General features: G+C 40.0%; 18 protein-coding genes, 1 tRNA gene and 1 pseudogene. 10 read left to right on the top strand and 10 right to left on the bottom strand.

Annotated elements, in window-relative coordinates:
• Nucleotides 1-76: transfer RNA gene (locus POD11_RS17455), tRNA-Phe, on the top strand.
• A 179-nt stretch (nucleotides 77-255) separates the two neighbouring features.
• On the opposite strand, the gene POD11_RS17450 is transcribed toward POD11_RS17455, so the two are convergent.
• The 5 genes from POD11_RS17450 to ompR form a co-directional block, all read right to left on the bottom strand.
• The gene (locus tag POD11_RS17450; RefSeq protein ID WP_171429169.1) at nucleotides 256-687 is read right to left on the bottom strand and encodes a GNAT family acetyltransferase; all 432 of its coding nucleotides are present in this window, start codon (nucleotides 685-687) and stop codon (nucleotides 256-258) included.
• Nucleotides 688-817: 130 nt separating this feature from the next.
• Nucleotides 818-2,332: an acetyl-CoA hydrolase/transferase family protein gene (locus POD11_RS17445; protein WP_016142851.1), complete on the bottom strand. Its 1,515-nt coding sequence runs from the start codon at nucleotides 2,330-2,332 to the stop codon at nucleotides 818-820.
• 35 nt (nucleotides 2,333-2,367) lie between these two features.
• Nucleotides 2,368-2,490, bottom strand: a complete 123-nt coding sequence (locus POD11_RS17440) for a hypothetical protein (protein WP_262458120.1) — start codon at nucleotides 2,488-2,490, stop codon at nucleotides 2,368-2,370.
• 33 nt (nucleotides 2,491-2,523) lie between these two features.
• Nucleotides 2,524-3,981 carry an ATP-binding protein gene (locus POD11_RS17435; RefSeq protein ID WP_239967036.1) on the bottom strand — a complete coding sequence of 486 codons (1,458 nt, stop codon included), beginning with the start codon at nucleotides 3,979-3,981 and terminating at the stop codon, nucleotides 2,524-2,526.
• 17 nt (nucleotides 3,982-3,998) lie between these two features.
• Entirely contained in the window at nucleotides 3,999-4,763 is a 765-nt protein-coding gene (gene ompR / locus POD11_RS17430; protein ID WP_000060753.1) for an osmolarity response regulator transcription factor OmpR, read from the bottom strand.
• A 666-nt stretch (nucleotides 4,764-5,429) separates the two neighbouring features.
• Here ompR and POD11_RS17425 point away from each other — a divergent pair.
• Both POD11_RS17425 and POD11_RS17420 read left to right on the top strand, forming a co-directional pair.
• Nucleotides 5,430-7,778, top strand: coding sequence for a Tex family protein (locus tag POD11_RS17425; protein ID WP_262458117.1), 2,349 nt, complete (start codon nucleotides 5,430-5,432; stop codon nucleotides 7,776-7,778).
• Nucleotides 7,779-8,075: 297 nt separating this feature from the next.
• Complete coding sequence (locus tag POD11_RS17420) at nucleotides 8,076-10,262, top strand: solute carrier family 23 protein (protein WP_262458116.1); 2,187 nt, start codon at nucleotides 8,076-8,078, stop codon at nucleotides 10,260-10,262.
• A gap of 66 nt (nucleotides 10,263-10,328) precedes the next feature.
• On the opposite strand, the gene POD11_RS17415 is transcribed toward POD11_RS17420, so the two are convergent.
• Both POD11_RS17415 and POD11_RS17410 read right to left on the bottom strand, forming a co-directional pair.
• Nucleotides 10,329-11,219, bottom strand: coding sequence for an SDR family NAD(P)-dependent oxidoreductase (locus POD11_RS17415; protein WP_016142855.1), 891 nt, complete (start codon nucleotides 11,217-11,219; stop codon nucleotides 10,329-10,331).
• Nucleotides 11,220-11,492: 273 nt separating this feature from the next.
• On the bottom strand, nucleotides 11,493-12,770 hold the full coding sequence (locus tag POD11_RS17410) for an O-acetylhomoserine aminocarboxypropyltransferase/cysteine synthase family protein (protein WP_239967038.1): 1,278 nt from the start codon (nucleotides 12,768-12,770) through the stop codon (nucleotides 11,493-11,495).
• A gap of 295 nt (nucleotides 12,771-13,065) precedes the next feature.
• Here POD11_RS17410 and ettA point away from each other — a divergent pair, with 295 nt between their 5' ends.
• Nucleotides 13,066-14,727: an energy-dependent translational throttle protein EttA gene (gene ettA / locus POD11_RS17405; protein ID WP_005067029.1), complete on the top strand. Its 1,662-nt coding sequence runs from the start codon at nucleotides 13,066-13,068 to the stop codon at nucleotides 14,725-14,727.
• Nucleotides 14,728-14,772: 45 nt separating this feature from the next.
• Here the strand turns inward: ettA and POD11_RS17400 are convergent, their stop codons facing one another.
• Entirely contained in the window at nucleotides 14,773-15,156 is a 384-nt protein-coding gene (locus POD11_RS17400; RefSeq protein ID WP_016142857.1) for a tetratricopeptide repeat protein, read from the bottom strand.
• A 333-nt stretch (nucleotides 15,157-15,489) separates the two neighbouring features.
• Nucleotides 15,490-16,182: a hypothetical protein gene (locus POD11_RS17395; RefSeq protein WP_262458114.1), complete on the bottom strand. Its 693-nt coding sequence runs from the start codon at nucleotides 16,180-16,182 to the stop codon at nucleotides 15,490-15,492.
• Between the two features lie 158 nt (nucleotides 16,183-16,340).
• On the opposite strand from POD11_RS17395, the gene POD11_RS17390 reads away from it, so the two are divergent.
• The 5 genes from POD11_RS17390 (at nucleotide 16,341) to POD11_RS17370 (ending at nucleotide 23,663) form a co-directional block, all read left to right on the top strand.
• Nucleotides 16,341-16,739 carry a cation efflux protein, CzcI-like gene (locus tag POD11_RS17390; RefSeq protein WP_239967040.1) on the top strand — a complete coding sequence of 133 codons (399 nt, stop codon included), beginning with the start codon at nucleotides 16,341-16,343 and terminating at the stop codon, nucleotides 16,737-16,739.
• Between the two features lie 54 nt (nucleotides 16,740-16,793).
• Nucleotides 16,794-18,209 (top strand): TolC family protein, encoded by a 1,416-nt coding sequence (locus POD11_RS17385; protein WP_262458111.1) that lies wholly within the window; start codon nucleotides 16,794-16,796, stop codon nucleotides 18,207-18,209.
• Between the two features lie 2 nt (nucleotides 18,210-18,211).
• Nucleotides 18,212-19,432: an efflux RND transporter periplasmic adaptor subunit gene (locus tag POD11_RS17380; RefSeq protein WP_262458110.1), complete on the top strand. Its 1,221-nt coding sequence runs from the start codon at nucleotides 18,212-18,214 to the stop codon at nucleotides 19,430-19,432.
• Nucleotides 19,422-22,580, top strand: coding sequence for an efflux RND transporter permease subunit (locus POD11_RS17375; protein ID WP_262458109.1), 3,159 nt, complete (start codon nucleotides 19,422-19,424; stop codon nucleotides 22,578-22,580). Before POD11_RS17380 ends, POD11_RS17375 begins: the two co-directional genes overlap by 11 nt.
• A 132-nt stretch (nucleotides 22,581-22,712) precedes the next feature.
• The gene (locus POD11_RS17370) at nucleotides 22,713-23,663 is read left to right on the top strand and encodes a cation diffusion facilitator family transporter (protein WP_224992072.1); all 951 of its coding nucleotides are present in this window, start codon (nucleotides 22,713-22,715) and stop codon (nucleotides 23,661-23,663) included.
• A gap of 18 nt (nucleotides 23,664-23,681) precedes the next feature.
• Here the strand turns inward: POD11_RS17370 and POD11_RS17365 are convergent, their stop codons facing one another.
• Nucleotides 23,682-24,020, bottom strand: a complete 339-nt coding sequence (locus POD11_RS17365; protein ID WP_016142864.1) for a hypothetical protein — start codon at nucleotides 24,018-24,020, stop codon at nucleotides 23,682-23,684.
• 274 nt (nucleotides 24,021-24,294) lie between these two features.
• Between POD11_RS17365 and POD11_RS17360 the strand changes: the two are divergent.
• Nucleotides 24,295-25,240: pseudogene (locus tag POD11_RS17360) on the top strand (hypothetical protein).
• The last annotated feature ends 163 nt before the right edge of the window (nucleotides 25,241-25,403 follow it).

Genomic DNA, 25,403 nt, shown 5'->3' with positions numbered 1-25,403 from the left:
GGCGTGATAGCTCAGTAGGTAGAGCAACGGATTGAAAATCCGTGTGTCCCCAGTTCGATCCTGGGTCTCGCCACCATATTCGAAAAAGCCCTATACATTAACGTATAGGGCTTTTTTCATGTCTATCTATTTTGCCCCAATACATCGTTAATTCACTTGTGTATAAATCCCATTTTATCCACAAGTATAGTTACTTATCCCCAAGCCCAAATGGGTTTTCTTAATAGCGAAAAAGACAGTGTGTACTTGGTGCCGTTAGTCGAGTGGATTATCGCTAATAAGTCGTTTTCCTAAACACACTGCTTCTACTTCGTCATAGCCAAGCTGTTCATAAAAGTTCAGTACATTTAAATTGTCTTTGCGGACAAGTAATTGTAGTTTTGGACAACCGCGGGCAATTAAGCGCTTTTCAAGCTGCTGAACGAGCGCTGTAGCGATTCCTAAGCGTTGTTGGTGGGGATGAACAGCTAAATAGTTAATCCAGCCTCTATGACCGTCGTAGCCGCCCATAAGCGTGCCAATCAGTTGCTCGTCTTTAATCGCAACCAAAAACAAATCATCCTGTTGTGAGACTTTCCTGAAAATATCGGTTTCAGGATTATTCCAAGGACGGGTCAGGCCACAGCTTTCCCATAAAATAACGACATCATCCAGATCTGCATTTGTAAATTGACGAATAATAAACATATGGATTTCTACTTTTTGTTTTGATGTGCTGAAAAGATAAAATAAAAATTAGGACTTGAGCAGTGTTTTATCAATAATTTAAACAAATAAAAAAGCACCCCCGAGGGAGTGCTTGAATTAAATCAGTGATTTAAGCTGATTTTGCAACTGGTTCTGCTTGAAGCATTTGACCTGTTTCTTCGAAGTTTGCATGCCAAGACAATGCTTCACGAAGTAAGTGAGGAGTATGTCCACCTTTAGCACATGCACGATCAAAGTAATCGTTTAATGCACCACGATAAAGTGGGTGTACACAGTTATCGATAATAGCGCGAGCACGCTCACGAGGTGCTAAACCACGTAAGTCTGCTAAACCTTGTTCTGTCACTAAAATATCAACATCATGTTCACTGTGGTCAACATGGCTTACCATTGGCACGATAGAAGAGATATCGCCGCCTTTAGCAATTGATTTGGTCACAAAGATTGCCAAGTGAGCATTACGAGCGAAGTCACCAGAACCGCCAATACCGTTCATCATTTTAGTACCGCATACATGAGTCGAGTTCACGTTGCCGTAAATATCAAACTCAAGCGCAGTGTTAATGCCGATAATACCTAAACGACGTACCAATTCAGGGTGGTTAGAAATTTCTTGTGGACGGAGCACTAATTTGTCTTTGTAAGCTTCGATATTACCAAAAACTTTTTCGCCACATTTTGCAGAAAGGGTAATTGAGCTACCAGAAGCAAATTTCATTTTGCCTGCATCAATGAGTTCAAAAGTACAGTCTTGTAGTACTTCTGAGTACATGATGAGGTCTTCAAAATCAGAATCTTTTAAACCAGTTAATACAGCGTTGGCAATAGAGCCAATCCCTGCTTGTAATGGACCAAGATTTTTTGGCAAACGGCCTTCTGCAACTTCTTTGTTAAAGAAAGCAATAAGGTGGTTTGCAATACCTTGAGTCTCATCATCTGGAGGAGTTACTGTTGATGGTGAGTCATGTGTATCGTTAAATACAATACCTACAATTTTTGCAGGATCGATTTGGATTGCTGTTGTACCAATACGCTCATCCACTTTAGTTAATGGAATTGGAGTACGTGTTGGACGGTAAGTCGGAATATAGATGTCGTGTAAACCTTCAAAGCTTTCGCTTAAAGAGGTGTTAATTTCAACAATAACTTTTTCGGCAAAAATAGCAAAGCTTGCAGAGTTACCAACTGAAGTTGTTGGAATGATGCCGCCATCTTCAGTAATCGCAATTGCCTCAATCACCGCAACATCTGGACGTTTAAGTTGCTGGTTACGCATTTGCTCAACAGTTTCTGATAAATGTTGATCGATAAACATAACTTCGCCGTTGTTAATCGCACGACGTAAAGTGTTGTCTACCTGAAATGGCATACGACGAGATAAAACACCTGCTTCCGTGAGTTGTTTGTCTAAGTCATTACCTAAGCTAGCACCCGTAATTAACGTGATTTTTAACGGATTTTTCTTTGCATGCTCTACAAGTGCTTGTGGAACAGCTTTAGCTTCACCGGCACGAGTAAAACCACTCATACCAACAGTCATTCCATTTTCGATGAATTGCGCAGCTTGTTCAGCACTGATGACCTTGTCATGAAGAGAAGCTAGGCGAATACGACTTAAAGACATTGGACATCCTCAATATTGTCAAAACATAGGGGATTTTAGCTATGAAAAATTGAAAAGTGCATAGGTGTTAGGCTAAGGTCTAATTTTGTAAATAAATGGCGGTATAAATTATATTTATGGGTTTTATTTGATTGATTTTTATTACTTTTATTTATCATTAAAACAAGGCTTTTAATTACTAATTGCTCAAATTAAAAGCGCTCACTTAAAGTTTGTTTTATTTTTTCTAATGGATTGGTTGTGGTATTTTCTTCAGTGCTTGGTTTTGGGATTGGTAAAGAAATAATAACCTCTAAACCCCCTTGTTCACGATTATGAATTTGAATCTCACCATGATGGATATCAACAATACGTTTAACAATTGCAAGCCCAAGACCACTACCTTGAATCGTTCTTGCTGAGTCTCCGCGAACAAAAGGTTGCATCAACTCTTCAATTTGATCTGCCGGAATACCTTCACCATGATCAGCAACGGTAATTAAAATATATTCATTTTCAACTTTTGCACTGAGCTCAATTGGTTCAGCACCGTATCGTTTTGCATTATTAATCAAGTTGGCAATCAATCTTTTTAAAGAAAGACTACGTGCCGGAATAATAGGCACATCCTGCATCTCGAATTGAATATCGAGAGGTTTAAATTGCACAACTAATTCTTGCAAAAGAATATTGATATTGGTGTCTTTCAATTCCTCATCCGAACCATCGCGCATATACGAAATGAACTGATTGAGAATTGCATCCATATCATCTACATCGTAGACCAAGCCTTCACGTAAAAACTCATCAGGCAGCATCTCTGCTGTTAAGCGTATGCGTGTAAGGGGGGTGCGTAAATCATGTGAAATACCCGCCAACATAATACGTCGTTCACGTTCAGTCTGATCGAGTGTATAGACCATGCGATTAAAGGCTTGGTTTACTTGACGAATTTCTAGTGGACCATGATTGGTATCAAGGTAAGGCGCTGTTCCAGATTTACTATATTCATTGGCAGCATTCTGCAAACGACGCAGAGGGCGGTTCATCTGTCTGACCAAAATCAAAATAATGATAGCCGACAGTAATGGAACACCCACAACCCAACCCACTAAAAGCTCAGGGCTGTAGTTGGCATAAGTTTTTAAAGGCTCACGAACCCAGTTTCCATGCATTTCAGGAGTTTGAATCCAAATGCGTGGGCTTGGTTTAAACTGGAAGTAGACGGTAACGTCTTTAGTCCCGATCTCATTTGCAAGTTTTTGTTCGACCTGATTGGTAAAAAACTCGGCAATAACCTTGTCTCGAACACTAGGATATTCTTTGGGGTTTGTAACGTATTCGATACCGACTCGATTACGTAACCAAGCATCAACATCTACTTCATTTTCACGATGAAAAATTCGTATATCAGGATTGTTGACAAGTTCAAGTTCAACAGCAAGGTAACGTGCATGTTGTTGAATTTCAGGTAAGTAAAGAGTGCGCCAAAAGAACCATAGCGACATAAATAAGCTAAAGAACACCACCAGCAGTACCAGGATAGTGGTACGCATGGCAGCAGAACGTGGTTTTATTTTGTCGAGAAAACGTTCCCATCGAGTCCGTTTACGTTCTGAATAGGTAACGTAATCAGTAAAGTTCTGTGGGGCGATTGGTTCTAAACTCACTCTATCTTATCTCAAGCTTATTCAGCACCATCTGGAACGAATACATAGCCTACACCCCATACAGTTTGGATGTAACGTGCACGTGCAGGGTTATCTTCAATTAAACGACGTAGGCGAGAGACTTGAACGTCAATTGAACGTTCCATTGCACCCCATTCACGGCCACGCGCTAAGTTCATAAGTTTATCGCGTGTTAATGGTTCACGTGGGTGTTGTACCAATGCTTTTAATACTGCAAATTCGCCAGTGGTTAAAGTAACGATTTGACCTTCGCGTGTCAGTGTACGAGTAGACAAGTCTAAAGACCATGGACCAAAGCTTACTACTTCAACTTGTTGGCTTGGGGCACCCGGAACTTCACGAACTTGACGACGTAATACTGCACGGATACGTGCTAAAAGCTCATTTGGATTAAATGGTTTTGGCAAGTAGTCATCTGCACCAGCTTCAAGACCGGCAATACGGTCTGAATCGCTACCGCGTGCTGTTAACATGATGATTGGCGTATCAATATTTGATTGGCGTAAACGACGGCAAATACTTAAACCATCTTCAACCGGTAACATAAAGTCGAGTACGATCAGTGAAAATAACTCACGTTGTAATAAACGGTCCATTTGTGAAGCATCATGGGCAGTTTTTACAACAAAGCCTTTATCTTCCAAAAAACGTTGCAAGAGGGTACGTAAACGCACATCGTCATCGACCACTAAAATACGTTCGACACGATCCGTTTCGTTGTGTACGGTTTCAGGATGTTCAGCAGGTACAACTAAACTCATGATGTACTCCCTTTTAAAGTCATAATTTATATATTATTGGGTCGGATAGGCTTATTGCCAACAAGCCCTCAGTATAATGCTGATGTTCTTGTTTAGACTATGTATCAATTTGCTCAAAATTACAATTTTCAAGGTGGTTTGAAACCAAAAAACAACATCTTAAGCCCATAATTTAGCAAAGACCGCTCAGAAAAAACAAATACTTAAATTTTCAATGATTTTATAATCACTCAAGACTAATAAAGCATTGTTTTAAATAATTTATTTAAAAAAATCTTAACACCCCTCTATAGGGTTCTTAATAGTTGAATTGAGCAAATAAGCAAATTCGATAAGAAATTACGAGAATAAAACAGTGATCAACCTCAATATTTCATCTTTTGGATGATGTATCAATATGATCATTTTCTCGTAAATTATATTAAATTTTTGTCACATTTATGACATAAGTCATACGTTTGTATTTTATAAAGATTAAAAGGCTGAGTTCAGTATTCATTTTTTCATACTTAAACCCCTGTTTTTTGTGCTCTAGTCGTCGAAAAAAGTATAAATATTCAGAGTCAATACAAAAAAACGTTTTGAATACGCAAACAAGTGTGGATTTTATGGGCTTGGTCTTTATAATCAGTGCTTTTAAACTTTATCCTTGTGGGATCAAACACGATGACTGACTTAGTTCAGCAGTTGGCAAGTGAACTTGCCGTACGTCCAAACCAAGTAGAAGCTGCCATCCGCTTAATTGATGAAGGTGCCAGTGTTCCATTCATTGCCCGTTACCGTAAAGAAGTAACACAAGGTTTAGATGATACGCAGTTACGCCAATTAGATACTCGTTTAGCGTATTTACGTGATTTATATGAGCGCCGTGAAAAGGTTATTCAGTCATTGCAAGAACAGAATAAATTGAGTGATGACTTGTTGGCGCGGGTGAATGCAGCCGAAACAAAAAATGCTTTAGAAGAAATTTATGCACCGTATCGTCCTAAGCGTACAAGTAAGTCTTTTAAAGCAAAAGAAGCAGGTCTAGGACCGATTGCTGAAAAAATTATTGCAGAACAAGTTGACCCGACAGAAGCATTGGTTGGTTTTAGTCATGAAGACTACCCAGATGTTGAAAGTCAGTTAGATGCGATTCAGCATATTCTAATTGATGACTGGGCACAAAATATTGCGCTGACTACAGAATTAAAAGCAACTTTTGCAAAAACTGCAGTTTTAAAAAGTACAGTTGCTTCTGAAGAAAAGAAAGAAGTCGGTAAAAAATTCCGTGATTACTTTGAATTTTCTGAAGGTTTAAACAAGCTGCCTTCACATCGTTTATTGGCGATGTTGCGTGGTCGTCAAGAAAATGTATTAGGTTTAAAAGTAGATGGTGAAGATGATGCACCATTGGCCCGTATCGAAACTGAATACAACCTTGAGCAAATTCAGCCGCAAGCACGTCAGGACTTCTTAAAGCAAACTGCTAAATTGTTCTGGTTGGGTAAAGTTCGCCCTCAAATCGAGCATTCATTGCTGACAGAGAAGCGTCTTACTGCCGAAGCAGAAGCAATGCAGGTATTTGCTGAAAATCTTCGTCATTTATTATTATCGGCACCAGCGGGTAGCCGTACTACTTTAGGTGTTGACCCTGGCATTCGTACCGGTGTGAAACTCGCAGTCGTGAGTGACTCAGGCGATGTACTTGCTCACAGCACGATTTATCCATTTGCGCCTAAAGAAGATAAAGAAGGTTCTATTGCTGAGCTTGCACGTTTATGCCGTGAATATAATGTAGAGCTTATTGCCATTGGTAACGGTACAGCTAGCCGTGAAACTGAAGCTGTCGTGGCTGAAATGATGGCTGCAAATACCGATCTTAAATTAACACGTGTGACTGTAAGTGAAGCGGGTGCATCTGTTTACTCTGCAAGTGAGCTTGCTGCGGCAGAACTTCCAGAGCTTGATGTTTCAATTCGTGGTGCAGTCTCGATTGCTCGCCGTTTACAAGACCCACTTGCTGAACTTGTTAAGATTGATCCGAAATCAATTGGTGTAGGTCAATATCAACACGATGTGAATCAAACCGGTTTGGCTAAAACACTTGATGCGGTAGTCGAAGACTGTGTGAACGCGGTTGGTGTTGATGTAAATACCGCTTCTCCAGCAATCTTGGCTTACATTGCAGGTTTGAATAAAGCCATTGCACAGCAAATTGTTGAATACCGCAAAGAGCATGGTCGTTTTGATAACCGTCAAGCTTTGAAAAGCGTGCCACGTTTAGGCGAGCGTACTTTTGAACAAGCAGCTGGTTTCTTGCGTATCCAAAATGGTTCTGAACCTTTAGATGCTTCTGCTGTTCACCCAGAAAGTTATGGTCTTGTTGAGAAAATTGTTGCAGCAAAAGCGACAACTGTGAAAGACATCATTGGTAATACTGAAATCATTCGCCAAGTAAAAGCTGATGAATTTGTTGATGACAAATTCGGTTTGCCAACCGTTCAAGACGTATTAGCTGAACTTGAAAAACCAGGCCGTGACCCACGTCCAGAGTTCCGTACTGCTAAATTCCGTGAAGATATCACTGAAGTGGGCCAATTAACTGAAGGTATGCAGCTTGAAGGCGTGATTACCAACGTCACAAACTTTGGTGCCTTTGTTGATATTGGTGTTCATCAAGATGGTTTAGTTCATATTTCTGAATTAGCGAATGAGTTTGTTTCTGATCCGCATAAAGTTGTAAAACCGGGCCAGATCGTACAAGTGCGTGTTATGCAGGTTGATGCTGAACGTAATCGCGTGAACTTAAGTATGCGTGCCGAAGGTTCTGCACCCGTAAAAGCTCAGCGTCCACCACGCCGTGAGCAAAATAACGAACAACGTTTTGAACGTAAGCCTCAAGGTAAACGTCCTCAACCACGTAAAGATCAAGCTGAACGTCCTCAGCGTAACAAGCAAGAAAAACCTCAAGAACAAAAGATTGGTGGTTTAGGTGCATTGTTATTGCAAGCAGGAATTAAAGGTTCTAAATAAGAGTCTTTAATATGATGAGAAGCCTCCAGTTTTTGGGGGCTTTTTTATTAGTGCATCATTATTTTTGAGAGATATCAAAGATCGGTTAAGAAAAAACGCAGTCCTAAAGATGAGGTGAATCTTAAGATCAACAAATCGTTGTTAAATACACAATTAAATACACAACGTTATAGCATAACTAAACTTTAATGAGATTCAGTTGTCCGACATCATCAACCCAGCCTTGAAGCATTTATTCTCTTTCAGGCTGTAATAGTACAACTTTGCTTATTTCTTTTTATTATAAATGGTTGTTTTATGTCGGTTTTAAACCTGAAAAATAGATTTCATTTAAAAGACCTCTTATCCGGAGTTGTCGTATTCCTCGTCGCATTACCGCTGTGCTTAGGTATCGCTTTAGCCTCAGGTGCTCCCATCATCTCTGGTATTATTGCAGGTATTGTCGGCGGCATTATTGTGGGTTTACTCAGTGGTTCCCACATTAGCGTTGCAGGCCCAGCGGCAGGGCTGACTGCGGTCATTCTTGTACAGTTAGAACAACTAGGCGGCAATTATGCCGCCTTTTTATTATGTATTATTTTTGCAGGTGTCCTACAAATTCTATTTGGATTATTCAAGTTAGGTTTTTTTGCAAACTTTATTCCAAATAATGTCATTTTAGGATTACTGGCTGCTATTGGTGTCATTCTAATTGCGACACAATTGCCTTACCTGTTCGGACTTTCTGATTTTTCATGGAAACAGGTTTGGACTTCAACACCAGACGCATTCCTTCAACGTTTTGATGGCGGAGCGGCACTGATTGGTTTGCTCAGTTTATTCCTAATTTTAGCGTGGGATAGTAGTCCGCTAAAAAAACTAACTTTACCTTCGGCTTTAATTGCAGTTGTGCTAGCAGCAGTTTTAAATTTTATTTTAGTGAGTATTGGCTCTGCATGGGCAGTGCAAATGGATAACCTCATTCAGTTACCGAATATCTTACAAGCACCCGAAGAAGTATTAATTTTTCCTGATTTTAGCTATTTAGCTGAGCCTATGATTTACACAGGTGCCATTACGCTCGCTGTTGTAGCATCTTTAGAAACATTATTGAATCTAGAAGCGGCAGACAAGATTGATCCTCAAAAACGTTCTTCTCCTCCTAACCGTGAACTCTGGGCACAAGGTACAGGTAACATCATTTCGGGCTTAATTGGTGGAATGCCTGTCACCTCAGTGATTGTGCGTAGTTCGGTGAATGCAAATACGGGTGCGCGTAGTAAATGCTCTACCATTATTCATGGGGTATTGTTGCTGCTAGCAGTTTTGTTCTTCGTGCCATTAATGAACATGATTCCTCTATCTGCATTGGCTGCGATCCTCATCCTGACAGGCTTTAAGCTTACCCATCCAAAATTATTTAAACAGCTTTATCAAAAAGGTTGGAAACAGTTCCTGCCTTTTATTATTACTTTAGTTGCAATTCTGCTAACCGATCTTTTAATGGGAATTTTAATTGGCCTATTCACCAGTAGTGCTTTTATTCTCTATGGTAATTTTAATAAAGGTATTCGTGTTTATAGAGAGAAGCGCTTACATGGCGTAGTGACTCGTATAGAACTTCCATCACAAGTAACCTTTCTTAATCGTTCTGCGCTTATTTCAGCATTGGAACATGTACATAAACACCAACAACTCATTATTGATGCGACTCAATGTGATTCGATTGATCCTGATATCTATCAAGTTATTCAAGATTATCAAAGTGAAACTGCTATTAAACGCCAAGTAAATCTTAAACTGGTCGGGTTCAAACAGCACTATCAAGACGTTGATGATGCCGTACTTGATATTGATATTAGTACACAAGATTTGCAACAAAAGCTGAGTCCTCAACAGGTGGTCAATTTACTGAAGGAAGGGAATGAACGTTTTGTAAAAAATGAACGACTTCAACGAGATATTTACCGACAAATTCGTGTGACTGCTGATGAAGGCCAACATCCGATTGCAGCAGTCCTTGGTTGTATGGACTCACGTGCCCCTACCGAAATGATCTTTGATGTGGGTATTGGTGATCTGTTTAGTTTACGAATTGCAGGTAATATTGCTGGACAAAAAGTATTGGGTTCACTTGAGTTTGCTTGTCAGGCTAAAGGTTCTAAAGTCATCGTTGTTTTAGGACATACCGATTGCGGTGCGGTGACGAGTGCATGTCAATTACGCTTAGAGCAAAAGCAAGTGTCTGATGTGAAGGAAATGCCACACATTCAATATGTGCTTGGGCCATTAATGCATTCGGTTGATAGCGTATATGACATTATGCAGCCACGTGAATTAGGTAATGCTTTTATCAGTCAAGTCACAGCAATGAATGTTCACTACAACATCCAGTATATTATTAATAACAGCAGTGTGCTTAAAGATATGGTGGATCGAGGTGAGATTGTAGTTGTGGGTGCAATTTACGATGTAAAAACAGGGCACGTTCAGTTTCTTGACTAATATGAACTTTCATTAAAAAAGCGCCTTAAATTAAGGCGCTTTTTTTATTATGTGATTAACTCAAAATTACCAGTGTTCACCTGGGAAAATGCGTGCATATGCTTTTTGTGCCCAGTTTAATTTCTCAGTTTTTTGACCTTTTGCTGCATCTGAACTTGGGAATAAACGGAAACCAATCGACATAAACATATTATTGATGCCTGGCGCTACAGAATAAGTCATTGAAGCTAAGCGACCTAAGTTAGTTGCCATACGTTTTGGACGTTTCACAATTGCATAAGCAATTAGGTCAGCAGCCTGCTCAGGTGAAAGTGTTGGTACATATTTATAAATTTTAGTTGGTGCAATCATTGGGGTACGAACCAATGGCATATAAATTGAAGTAATTGCAATTTTGTGTGCATGAACTTCGGCCGATAGACAGCGGCTAAATGCATCAAGAGCAGCTTTAGATGCGACATATGCAGAGAAGCGAGTTGCGTTTGCTAAAACACCAATCGAGCTAATATTAATAATTTGTCCGTCTTTACGCTGAATCATATGCGGCAAAATATTGAGAACTAGACGAACTGCACCAAAATAATTTAATTGCATTGTGCGTTCAAAATCATGAAAACGATCATAAGATTCATGTACGGCACGGCGAATAGAGCGACCTGCGTTATTAATTAAAATATCAATGTGATCAACAGTCGCTAAAATTTCTTTAGATACTTGGTCAATCATTTCCATATCGTTGAGATCACATGGAAAAATTGATGCCTTACCGCCACGGCTTTCAATATCTGCTTTCACTTCTTCCAAAGTTTCTTGAGTACGGGCAACCAATAAAACATGGGCACCAGCATCAGCAAGTTTATTTGAAATCGTTAATCCGATTCCACTCGAGGCGCCTGTCACTAAAATGACTTTATCTTGTACCTTTTCCTGGAACAGAGCTTCTAATTTTTTATTCACAGCATTTTACCTAAGTAGGGGCAGGGACTATTTATTCCGGTATGTAATTTTTATTTTTTACAACCGTAGGTTCATCCAGATGAACTCATAAATATTGTGCTTATCTTAATAGATGTTTAAAAATTGTCTAGTCTGTAAATATATGAAATTTAACAATTTATTTAGAGTAAAAACTCTAAAATACGATCTTAATCCATTAATTATTTTAGTCTTATAATAAATGAAAAAACAAAAAAGCCTCTATTTCCAGAGGCTTGTTGAATAGTTTAAAAGTTATACAGTTGAAAGTGCTTGTTCTAAATCGGCAATTAAGTCATCAATATGTTCAATTCCAATTGAAAGACGTACCATATCTTCACTTACACCAGCAGATTTAAGTTCTTGTTCATTGAGCTGGCGGTGAGTTGTGGTTGCAGGATGACACGCCAAACTTTTTGCATCACCAATATTGACCAGACGAGTAAATAGCTGAAGGGCATCGATGAATCGAGTACCCCCTTCACGCCCATCTTGCACGCCGAAAGATAAAATTGCAGAAGGTTTGCCTTGTACATATTTTTGAGCAAGTTGATGCTGTGGATGATCTTTTAAACCTGCATAGTTGACCCATTTTACTTTTGGATGAGTCTGTAAATATTCCGCAATTTTTTGGGCATTTTCAGTATGGCGTTCCATTCGCAGATTTAGAGTTTCTAGACCTTGTAAAATCAAGAAAACACTCAGCGGGCTAATAGCCGCGCCTGTATTCCGTAAAGGTACAACGCGAGCTCGGGCTATATAAGCAGCTTCACCTAATGCTTCGACATAATTAACCCCGTGATAACTTGGGTCAGGCGTATTCAAAACTTTAAAGCGTTCTGGATATTTACCCCAAGGGAATTTACCACTATCGACAATCGCGCCACCAATGCTATTACCGTGTCCACCAATATATTTGGTAAGAGAGTGAATAACGATATCGGCGCCATATTTAAATGGTTTTAATAAAGCAGGGGTGGCAACAGTATTGTCGACGATAACAGGTACACCATATTCATGTGCAATTTTTGAAATTGCTTCTAAATCGATAATATTTCCAAGCGGATTACCAATCGATTCAACAAAAACAAGTTTAGTTTTATCATCAATTAAATTACGTAAGCTTTCTGGTTGTTGGTAATCAAAAAAGCGAACTTCAATACCTTGTTTTGGTAATGTGTGGGCAAATAGATTGTACGTTCCGCCATATAAAGTTGAAACTGAGGCAATGTTGTCTCCTGCTTCCGTAATAGTTTGGATGGCATAGGTAATTGCTGCCATTCCAGAAGCCAAGGCTAACGCACCAATTCCACCTTCAAGTGCAGCCAGACGTTGTTCAAGTACAGCAGTGGTCGGGTTCATAATCCGGGTATAAATATTGCCCTGAACTTTTAAATCGAAAAGGTCGGCACCGTGCTGTGTATTATCAAATGCATAAGAAGTAGTCTGATAAATAGGGACCGCAACTGCTTTTGTTGTCGCTTCGGGTGAGTAGCCTGCGTGAATGGCTAAGGTTTCATCTTTATAAGTCATGATTACTTCATCTTCGTGAGTTAAATATTGAGCGAGTCTAGCTTAAAAGTTAAATAGAAAATTGCAGAAATTCTGGTTTGTTTTCTAATTTTAGGAATAAAGATAGAAAAATATACGCTGAAACGCTGTATAAATCTTATACATAAACATTTTGCAACTTATTGAAAAAGAAAATTGTTTGATAAATCCGTACGATGGAAATCATAACTTCAAGTTGTTGGGGTTTTCAGCGTATAATACGCGCGATTATTTATCGCTTATGCGATGTATTGGTTTTTCAATTGAGGAGTCCTGCGTGGCCCAATATATTTATACGATGAACCGAGTGTCTAAGATGGTTCCGCCAAAGCGCGAAATCTTAAAAGACATCTCTTTATCATTTTTCCCGGGTGCCAAAATTGGTGTACTCGGTTTGAACGGTGCAGGTAAATCTACCTTGCTTCGTATTATGGCTGGCGTAGATAAAGATTTCTCTGGTGAAGCTCGTGCACAACCTGGAATTAAAATCGGCTATTTAGAGCAAGAGCCGCCACTTGATCCAACTAAAGACGTTCGTGGTAACGTTGAAGATGGCGTACGTGAAGCCTTAGATGCTTTAGAACGTCTTGATCAGGTATTTGCAGAATATGCAGACCCGGATGCTGATTTTGATGCACTTGCGAAAGAGCAGGAAAAATTAGAATCAATTATCCATGCTTGGGATGCGCACAACCTAAACAACCAGCTTGAAATCGCGGCAGATGCCTTGAACCTTCCAGCTTGGGATGCAGACGTAACTAAGCTTTCAGGTGGTGAACGCCGTCGTGTAGCACTTTGCCGTTTATTGCTTTCAAAGCCAGACATGTTGCTTCTTGACGAACCGACGAACCATTTGGATGCAGAGTCTGTATCTTGGTTAGAACGCTTCTTGAAAGATTTCCCTGGCACAATCGTTGCGATTACGCATGACCGTTATTTCTTAGATAACGTGGCCGAGTGGATCTTGGAGCTTGACCGTGGACACGGTATTCCTTACCAAGGTAACTACTCTTCTTGGTTAGAACAGAAAAATGCTCGTTTAGAACAAGAGCAGAAACAAGAAGAATCTTTTGCTAAAGCATTGAAAAAAGAACTTGAATGGGTTCGTTCAAATGCGAAAGGTCAGCAAAAGAAAAACAAAGCGCGTATGGAGCGTTTTGAAGAGCTTAACTCTAAAGAATTCCAGCAACGTAATGAAACGTCTGAAATCTACATTCCACCTGGCCCTCGTTTGGGTAATAAAGTTGTGGAAGTGGAAGGTATCAGCAAATCATTTGACGGCCGCGTATTGTACGAAAACTTATCGTTTACTGTACCTCCAACAGCAATTGTAGGTATCGTTGGTCCAAACGGTGCGGGTAAAACGACTTTATTCCGTATGATGACTGGCGAACAGCAACCTGATACAGGTACTGTGACTTTAGGTGAGTCAGTTAAAGTGGCTTACGTAGGTCAGATTCGTGACACCCTGGACAATAACAAAACTGTTTGGGAAGAAGTATCTGGTGGTTTAGATATCTTGAAAGTGGGCGATTATGAAATTGCTTCACGTGCTTATATCGGCCGCTTTAACTTCAAAGGTCAAGATCAGCAAAAACGCGTAGGCGAATTGTCTGGTGGTGAGCGTAACCGTTTACAACTTGCGAAAATTTTACAGCAAGGCGCAAACGTTATCTTACTGGATGAGCCATCAAACGACTTGGATATTGAAACTTTACGTGCGCTTGAGGATGCAATTCTTGTGTTCCCAGGTACAGTAATGGTGGTCTCGCATGACCGTTGGTTCCTTGACCGTATCGCGACACACATCTTGTCGTTTGAAAATGAACAGCCAGAATTCTACACAGGTAACTATGCAGAATACGAAGCATATCGTCAGTCACGTTTAGGTGAAGACGCTGTTCAAAAACGTACTAAATACAAAAAAATTAGCGGATAATTTTTGCTAATTTAAAAAAAACCAGCCTACGGGCTGGTTTTTTATTTATGAAAAAGCCAATTTACTAAAGGCTTCCTGTAAGCAGCGATCTGCATCAGGATGTCCCTGACTTGCGGCTTTTTGTAACCACTTTTCAGCCTCACTATAATTTTTATCTAGACCAAATTGTCCATTTAGATAACCAATACCCAGTTTAAATGAAGCATCGGGGCTACCACGTAAAGCTGCGCGTAAATAACACCACATGGCATTTCGGTCATTAGGAGTTATATCTAACCAATTTTGCATACGTTCGTGATCTTGCTCGGCTAACTCTTCAAAGCGTAAACCTTGTTCAATCTCATCAACTGCTTGCGAATGCATATCAGCGGTTAAGTTTTCAAAAGCAAACAAGTGATTAAGCCCATGCTTGATTGATTTCATATTCATGATAGTTCTCCCTTGTTCCTCAATTTGATTGAATTGACTCACACTTTTAAGCTAGTCCCTTATATTGAAATATTATGTTTTTTTTTGTAAATATAATATAGCGCATTTGGATGAAAACAGATGAGGTTTTAGCTTACATAAAAGTTACATCTGTTTTTACGTATAGTGGAATTACTATGAGAATAGAGTATTCCCAGTTAAATCAAAAATTCTTTAAAACTAGAAAATAGTTTTTTATTTAATATAAGAAAATTTATAAATATCAAACAAAAGAAATTTTCTTAAACAAAAACCAGCCTATGGGCTGGTTTTTTATTTTAAGAGTGAATGAATTTATTTATTAAAGTCACCATGCAAATCTGACCAGATTAATGATGGGGCTACTGTAATTACGTCAAAGGTCATCGCTAGAGGATACAAAGCCATGCGTGTTACACGTTTAAACGGATGTTTCTTGGTTATTTCATCTTTTTGTTGTAGAGCGACTGGGTAGGGAGTTGGGAGCTGTTGTTGAATCTTTTGATTATCTGCTTTTTGATAAATCTTTCCTTTAAAGCGGATTATGGTGAAAGGATAGAAAACTTGTTTTTGATTTTCCATCGCCATAAATTGATTTTTAAAACCTAATGTATTTAAAAGTTCTTTTTGTTTTTCATCTATTTGATAAGTGGGAATATTATAACGAATCGTTATCTCGCCATGAAAATGAGTAGCATCATCCATTTCAAGTACAAGCGGTGATGGTGTCTTTAAGGTTCTCTGTTCTGCTGGAATACTTTTAATAATATTTAAAAGGTTTGAGCTACCGTCAGTCATTAAATAGTTATAGTCTTTCCCCACAAATACAAAACCTTCTTCTTGGTCATTTTTAACTGTTTGACCTAAGGCAATAATTTGATCATTTTTTAAAACGGTGGTTTTAATTTCAGTTGTTTCATTTGGTAAAGCGGCGGACAATAGATTCGTTGCACAGCCTGTTAGGCCAAGGCAAATGGTTAATATCGATATAGAAAAAAGCTTGTACATAATGATTACTCAAAAGAAATTATTTTTGTCTCGTATAATGTGAGACTCAGTTCTAAATTAAAAAATGGGGATTTATGAATCGAGGTTTTGTAATTTTATTACATGCCTACTGCCTGTTATAGTGGCTCTGTTCAACTTTTTACTTTAATGGTGCGCTTTTGCCACGTTCCGCCGTTTTTGTGTCTATCTTGTTTAGTTTGCTCATATTCCAAAGTTTATGGAATGTGGCGGCAGCATTTTGCATGCATGAAAATCAGGAAAAAGCATTACATCATTTTGGGCATCATACGGCTTTGAATGTATATCAGGCTTCACCTCATGCTCATAGTGAACAAAGCGATAAGGTAAAAACTTCTCATAAAGCACCTTTAAATTTGCAAGATCATCATGACCATTTACCCACATGTTTTCATGTGGTGATGACTGAAGTTGAAAAACAAGCTCAGGCGCCTGTAGTGCATGTACATGAGCTTTCGCAAATTTATCACTGGTCAAATTCTTATCAGTCTCCGCATCTCGGTGCACTAAAACCGCCTCCTGTTTTAACCCCGCTATAGGTGGGGTAGCCAAAAAAAGCCCACCGCATCTTATATTCATTGCGGGGCTAAAACATGTCTTTTATTTTTCAAAATCAGGTGAGCCTTGGTTGCTCATCACGTAATAACGTTAAGTTAACGTTAAAAAAAGCTGTAACGTTCTCAAGCCTGTCTATTGCCATGCTATTGGTTGGACAAGTAACGATGGCTCAGTCTGATATTCAACAAGAACCTTCTATCCAAAAAGCAGCGTTTACTTTTGAACAGGCACTGGCACAAGTTCAAAGCTATCAAAGTCAACAAGGCACTTGGCAAGCACAACAGCAAATGGCTGAGGCTAATTTAAAGCAAAGTCGTTTATGGGCTAATCCAAGTCTTTCTATTGAGCAAACAGGCTTCCAAAGTGATCAAGAAAAAGAACTTGCGATAGGTATTTCTCAGCCTTTAGATATTTTTGGGCAGCGTAAGGCCGCACAGCATTTAGCTAAAGTAGAAATGTCAAAGGTTGACTTGGCTGAACAACGTTATAAGGCTGAGCTTGAGTTAATAGTTAAATATTTCTGGTCACAAGTGGCCTTGCTTGAACTTGAAAAGTCTCTTGTTGGAGAACAGTTATCCGTCAGCCAAGAAAATTTGTTGGCATCGGAAAAGCGTTATCAAGCAGGCAGTATTGCACAAGTTGATGTAGATCGAGTGCGGATGTCTCACTTGGAAAATCAGCGTTTGTATCAACAGGTCGATTTAAAACTTCAAGTTACGAAACAACAGTTGGTGAACTTATGGGGAGGTGATTCAAGTCAGTTTCAGCTATTCCAAAGTCCAAATCAGTTGTGGGCGTTGGCGGCGAATGTAGAACCCAGCCAAGATGCGCAAAATAATTTATTAGAGCGTGCTTTCCAGCTAGATGCTCTTGCGCAGCAAGCCAATATTCAACAGCTTAAAGCAAAAGCAAGACCGCAACCTACTGTAACTTTGGGTGTTAATAACACTCGTTCTCCAGAACAGCGTACGGATAACCAAATTCGATTAGGGGTAGAAATTCCTTTAAATCTTTTTAATCGCCAGCAATACGGAATCAAGATTGCTCAGGCCAAGCAAGAGCTGTCTCAACGCCAGAAAAGCTTTTATCGACAGCAAAATAAAGCGGATATTGAAACTCTGATATCAGAGTTAAAAGGCTTACATATTCAGTTTAAACAACTGAATGAACAGCAAGTTCCTCTTGCTGTTCAGGTTCAGCAAAAAACATTGCAAGGTTTTCGTTTAGGTAAGTTCGCCGTTACAGATGTTCAGCAAGCCACCATGCAATTGCAAGACGTGCGCTTACGTAAAGTCGAGCTATTAAAACAGGCTTGGCAGAATTCAATTGAAATCCAAAGTTTGCGTCTTGGGTTAGAACCAGAACAGATCATGGCGAAAGATGCCTTAATGCAGCTCAATCAACGTGCTTGGCAACAAAGTCAAACATTCCCAACTCAGGCAGGAGAATAATAATGTCGACAAATTTAAAGAAAAATTCTCAATGGCTTTGGGTAGGGGTGATTGTTGCAATCACTGCACTATTAATTGGTTTGCTGGTTTTAAATTCAAAAAATAAATCTAATTCTTCTGAAGCATCGGAAGGTCACGGGCATGCTGAAGAAGAGGGGGAAGAACACCATGAAGAAGGTGAAAAACCACTGCTACTCACTGCTCAGCAAATGCAGGAACAAAATTTAAAAATTGAACAAGCTGAACTAGGTGAAGTTCCTCAACTTCAAACTTATCCAGCAAAATTGGTTGTGAATACTGACCGACAAGCCCATGTCTCGCCAAGTTTTAGTGGTCGTGTCGAAGCGGTATATGTTGAATTGGGGCAACAGGTTAAAAAAGGGCAGGCTCTCGCAAGCTTATTGGTTCCAGATTTGGTCGATCAACAAGCAAATTTGCAAATTGCCCAGTCTAATCTTGATTTAGCGCGTCAGGACTATGAACGCGAGCGTAGCTTATGGTCTCAAGGAATTTCTGCCAAACAAGATTATCAACGAGCTTATAACGCCTATCAACAAGCACAAATTCAAGTGAAAGCAGCTCGTTCTCGCTTAAGTGCTTTCGGGGCGGGTTCAGGCTCAGGAGGACGCTATACCTTAACAGCGCCAATTGCTGGGATGGTGAGTAACAAAGATATTGTGGTAGGTGAAAACGTACAGCTAGCAGACCAGCTTTTTATTATTAATCAGCTTGATCAATTGTGGCTGGAGTTTATTTTACCAAGCACCGCAAATCTGAATTTACAGCCAAATCAGCAGATTGAATTTAAATCTTTACAAACTGGGAATGCATTTAATGCTCAAGTTCAAAGTTTAACAACTGAAGCCGATGCTCAAACCGGTCGTTTACAGGTGCGTGCCAAGGTCTTGGCAAATAGTAGTGAATTGCGTCCAAACTTAATGGTTAATGTTGAGCTGAATTCTTCAGGCACAACGCAAAAAGTGACCCGTGTAAAAGCTCAGGCGATTCAACAAGTCGAAGGTAAAGACGTTATCTTTACCCCAAAAATGGTGAAAACAGGTTTTGAGTTTAAACCTGTCACTGTGCAGTTAGGGCAACGTTCTAAAGATGGCCAGTGGGTCGAAGTTGTAAAAGGTATTAATCCAAGCCAGCGCTATGTGGCAGAAGGTAGCTTCTTGCTGAAATCCGAACTGGAAAAGGGAGAGGCGGAGCATGGACATTAATAAACCTGAGCTACCCAAACCAGAAGGGCTATTTGATAGAGTTATTCAGTTTGCTATTCAAAATGCTATTTGGGTAATGCTCTTTGTACTGACTTGGATTGGAGTTGGGATCTGGAGCTATCAAAAGCTTCCTATTGATGCGGTTCCAGATATTACTAATACGCAAGTTCAAATTAATACTCAAGCCAATGGTTATACCGCTTTAGAGGTTGAACAGCGGATTACCTATCCTATTGAAAATGCGATGGCTGGAATTCCTAATCTGGAACAAACCCGCTCTATTTCACGTTATGGGCTTTCCCAAGTCACCATCATTTTTAAAGATGGAACCGATATTTATTGGGCAAGACAGCTGATTAACCAACGTTTACAAGAGGCAGACGGGCAACTGCCTGAATCAGTTGATGCAGTCATGTCTCCTGTTTCAACGGGGCTGGGTGAAATTTACCAATGGGTCGTGAAAGCAAAATCTGGTGCTAAGAAAGCAGATGGTACGGCCTATACCGCCATGGATTTACGTGAAATTCAGGACTGGATTGTGCGTCCTCAATTGCAGCGTGTGAAAGGCGTGGCCGAAATTAATAGTATTGGTGGCTACAATAAAACCTATATTGTGTCACCTGATTTAAAACGTTTGCAGCAGCTTCAGATTTCAATCAATGAATTTCAAACTGCGCTGCAAGAAAATAATGAAAATCGCGGTGCCGGCTTTATTGAAGAAAATGGAGAGCAACTTACTGTTCGTGTGCCAGGCATGTTAAGTAGTGTTGAAGATATTCAAAACATTACTGTGAGCACCAAAAATGGGTTACCCATTCGCGTGGCCGATGTGGCAAATGTTTCTATTGGGCATGATTTAAGAACAGGAGCTGCAACTTACAACGGTGAGGAAACGGTTCTTGGCATTGCCATGATGATGATGGGTGAAAATAGCCGTACCGTTGCTCAGGCGGTTGATACCAAAATTAAGGAAATTCAGCCTACATTACCTAAAGGTGTGGAAATCGAAACGGTTTATGACCGAACGAGCTTAGTAAACAAAGCAATTGCAACGGTGCAGAAGAACCTTGTAGAAGGCGCAATTCTGGTTATTGTGATTTTGTTTATTTTCCTAGGAAATTTTAGAGCTGCTTTAATCACAGCCTGTGTTATTCCACTTTCGATGTTATTTACCCTAACAGGTATGGCTGAACAAAACATTAGTGCCAACCTCATGAGCTTAGGAGCGCTTGATTTCGGGATTATTGTAGATGGTGCAGTTGTTATTGTAGAAAACTGTATTCGCCGTCTAGCAGAAGCACAGCATGCTTTACATCGACCCCTTACACGAGCGGAGCGATTCAAAGAAGTATTCCTTGCAGCAAAACAGGCTCGTCGACCACTTATTTTTGGGCAAATGATTATTTTAGTGGTCTATTTACCTATTTTTGCCCTATCTGATGTTGAAGCCAAAATGTTCCATCCAATGGCGATGACAGTGGTGATGGCATTATTGGGTGCCATGATTCTTTCTGTGACATTTGTACCTGCGGCAGTTGCTCTTTTTGTTACGGGTGAAGTGAAAGAAAAAGAAACACGTTGGATGCAGATTTTAAAGCAGAAATATCAAGATATCCTTGATCAGGCTTATCAACTTAAGATAGTGGTTGTTAGTTTTGCATTAAGTATTTTAGTGCTCACAGGTGTGTTAGCGACCCAAATGGGCAGTGAATTTGCACCGCAACTCAGTGAAGGTGATTTTGCCTTGCAGCAAATGCGTTCACCGAGTACTGGGCTCGAGCAATCACTGCGAATGCAGGAAAATACTGAAAAGCTCATTCTGAAAAACTTTCCAGAGGTGAAAGCTGTTTTTGCACGGACAGGAACGGCTGAGGTTGCAACTGATGTGATGCCGCCAAATATCTCTGATGCAGTTATTTTAATTAAACCGCACGATCAATGGCCAAACTCTAAAGAGACGCTAGCTGAGCTGCGTTCACGTATGGAAGCTTTTTTAGCGACATTACCGGGTAATAACAGTGAGTTCTCTCAACCGATCGAGCTGCGCTTTAATGAGCTAATTTCAGGGATCCGGAGTGATATTGGGGTCAAGATTTTTGGCGACGATATGCAAGTACTCAATGAGCAGGCTCAAGCACTTGCTCAGAAAGTACAAAAAATTTCAGGTGCTACTGCGGTTAAGGTAGAACAAACGAGTGGTTTACCGGTGCTGAGTGTTGAAATTAACCGACCTCTGGCTGCGCAATACGGATTATCTGCAAAAGCTATTCAAGATATTTTGGCGGCAAGTGTTGGTGGACAAAATGTTGGGCAGATTTTACAAGGCGATAGACGATTTGATTTTGAAATTCGCCTAGAAGACCAGCAACGTACCATCCAAAACTTAGCTCAACTTCCGATTCAGTTGCCAAATGGTGGTCTCATCCAGCTTCAAGATGTCGCAAAAGTTGAACGTACCTCAGGTTTAAATCAGGTGGGACGTGAAAATGGGAAGCGCCGTGTCATTATTACTGCGAACGTAGAAGGCCGTGACTTAGGGTCATTTGTTCAAGAGTTAAGAACAACACTCGCAAAAGAACAACTGCCAGCGGGTTATTGGTTGGAATATGGCGGTCAGTTTGAAAATTTAGCTTCAGCTGCTGCACGAATGAAAATAGTTGTTCCATTGGCGCTTGCTATGATTTTTATTCTGCTCATGGCTGTATTTCATAATGTGAAAGAAAGCTTACTGGTATTTAGCGGTGTGCCGTTTGCTTTGTCGGGTGGCCTGATTGCGCTTTGGTTAAGAGATATCCCGCTATCCATGTCGGCTGGTGTTGGGTTTATTGCCTTATCTGGTGTCGCTGTTTTGAATGGTTTGGTGATGCTGAGCTTTATTAAAGAGCTTAGAGAAAAATTTGATATTCAAACAGCCACATGGAATGGGGCGATCTTACGCTTAAGACCTGTACTCATGACCGCTTGTGTGGCTTCACTTGGTTTTATTCCGATGGCTTTGGCTACGGGAACTGGTGCAGAAGTTCAGCGGCCTTTGGCAACAGTGGTTATTGGTGGCATTATTTCATCTACGATATTAACTTTGGTTTTATTACCAGTCATTTATCGATGGATGAATGAGGCCAAGACGAAAAGTGTTGAGCATTCATAATGTCATCGATTTGAGATATCTTTTTTGATTACAAAATTTAAGTCGAAAAAGTGTTTGTAAGAGTTAAAGGTAAAGGTGTCTTCATCGTTACTTTTAACTCACCATAAAGATAAATAAAAAGGAGTCCGCAAAATGGGTGGACATCATGGTCATGATCATAGTCATGCTGTAGTGACTGAAGGTAATGCTAAAAAATTAACGATTGCCTTAGCACTTACCACGACATTTTTAATTGTTGAGGTGATTGCAGGTTTAATCACACAAAGTTTGGCATTGCTCTCTGACGCTGCGCATATGTTTACAGATGCCGCGGCTTTAGCAATTGCTTTGGTTGCCATTCAAATTTCTAAACGCCCTGCCGATAACAAACGTACTTTCGGTTATCAGCGCTTTGAAATTCTGGCCGCTTTATTTAATGCACTCATGCTTTTTGTAGTGGCAATTTATATTTTATATGAAGCTTATATCCGCTTCTCTAAGCCACCTGAAATTCAAAGCTTGGGAATGTTGATTGTCGCGTCCATTGGTTTGGTGATTAATCTCATCTCAATGAAAATTCTCATGTCGAGTGCCAATAACAGTTTAAATGTGAAGGGGGCTTATCTAGAAGTATTGAGTGATGCGCTAGGCTCGGTAGGGGTGATTATTGGGGCGCTTATCATTTACTTCACCAACTGGTATTGGATTGATACGCTTATTGCAGTCTTGATTGGTTTTTGGGTATTACCACGGACATGGGTTTTACTGAAACAGAGCATTAATATTTTGCTCGAAGGGGTGCCGGAAGAAGTCGATATTGAGAAGCTGCGTGCCGATCTACTTTCTTTAAATGGTGTGGAGAGTATTCACCAACTTAAAGTATGGGCAATTACTTCGAAAAATATTCATTTAACGGTGCATCTATTTGCGCCGCAAGCTGACCGTACCAAGTTATATCAAGATGCTGTTGAAATGCTTTCTCATGAACATGGTATTGGTGAAGTGACATTGCAAATTGAAGACGATGCCGAGATCAATTGCCAGCATATTAATCAACATGCTCCACATGAACATACTGACGAAAAGCACTCACATCAGCATTAAACTGATGTGAGTTATTCATTAGATTTCCCACTCGTTATTGCAGTCACGGCATTTCCAGTGCTTTTGTGACTGCATAAATGCTTGCATAGATAATTTGAAATCAGGCAAATCACGCCAGAACATAAAACCTGCCCCTACAGCTACAACAAAAGCAACTACTGTTGCGATTTGAAGAGAACTACCTGCACCATTGCCAAAAATCCACATAAAAATGCTAATCACTACTAAGAGCAAAAGCACAAAAATTGCAGGAATCAAGATAACCAGACTTTTAGGAACGACAGGTTTCGCGCTGTTAACGCCTTGGCTCACAGGCATAATTTTAACACTTTGACATTTAGGGCAACGATATTGCATGAGAACTCCACATTTAGTTTGAATCTATTCTAACGGAAATGTGCAGAAAGAAAAAAATTTGTAAGATATCGATGAGATGCTTTGAGTTAGCATAAAAATTACTTATGAATAAACAAAGAAATATAAAAACTGATGATTTATCCGTACACATAAAAATTAAAATAATATTGTAGAGCATGCTAATCTACAGAAAAATGAAGTGTGATGAGCACGATAAATGAGCTTAAATACTCGTAAATAGGATGTGAAATAAATATAAAAAGGAGAAAGGGACTTGGGTCAACAAGATGACAATAAGTCGCAGCCTACAACGACAGCATCGGTTTTAGCTACCCCAGATACCGCGAAACCGTCATTATCTCGTCGATTACTGCATAAGACATTGCAACATGCCCAAGATGCAGTTGGGTTTGCGAGTGACACAACACGTAATATTGCCGGGGTTGCTGATGCGGCTTTGGATGCACTTGATCAAGTCACTACTCAGACGAAACGTGGCGTTGTGGGCATGACAAATCTGGCAGCAGGCACTGTAAGAGATATGGTGTCTGAAACCAGTGAAACAGCACGCCAAGTCGCATTGATTATGGCGCGGACATTTTTGGGGAAAAGTACCTTAACTTTGTACTTACCTGAAATATTATTAAATAATCAAATCCGAAAGCGCATTGACCGCTCTGAAATTGATGATATTAAAATCAAATGTGGCAATGATAGTTTCCAAGTCGAGATTGATGGGCATTACCATCGTTTCATGTATCGTTTGAGTTTGGATTTTAAAGTATTGGAATGTCGTATTGGGCAGGAAAAATTCTTGCGCCTACGTCAAATGGATGAGAGTCTCGACGTCCAGATTCGCCATGGGGGAACCTTATCCAATTGGGCGGTACGCCGTATTGGTCGAGTAGGTTTTGAAGTCGTAAATATGTTGCCCATTCCATCACTCATTAATCATTTGATTGGCGATATTCCCGGAATCCAACGCGATGGCCACCGCATGTGGTTTATTGCTAGAGCAAGCAGGATTTATTGACTTTATTAATAATCGCTCATGGATGGTTGAAAAGCTTTTAAGTTTGACTGATTTTAGTATTTTACCGGGCTTGAATATTTTGAGAGAAAGTCGCGAGCTTGTGCAGCAACTGGTAGATCAGTTTGAAATTAGGGGGCTTCGAGTACAGTCGGGTCGTCTTGAAGTACAAGTAGGGATTGCAGGTTAGTAGAGCATATGAAAAGCTAATTATTGATTGGCTTTTTATTTTTAAGGCAAGAAAAAAGCCACTGACGTTATGCAGTGGCTTTTTAGAATTTGGCGTCCCTACGGGGATTCGAACCCCGGTTACCGCCGTGAAAGGGCGATGTCCTAGGCCTCTAGACGATAGG

Origin of the sequence: Acinetobacter sp. P1(2023) (genome assembly GCF_028367635.1) — a bacterium.
GTDB lineage: Bacteria > Pseudomonadota > Gammaproteobacteria > Pseudomonadales > Moraxellaceae > Acinetobacter > Acinetobacter pittii_E.
This window is presented reverse-complemented; position numbering and strand designations above follow the sequence as displayed.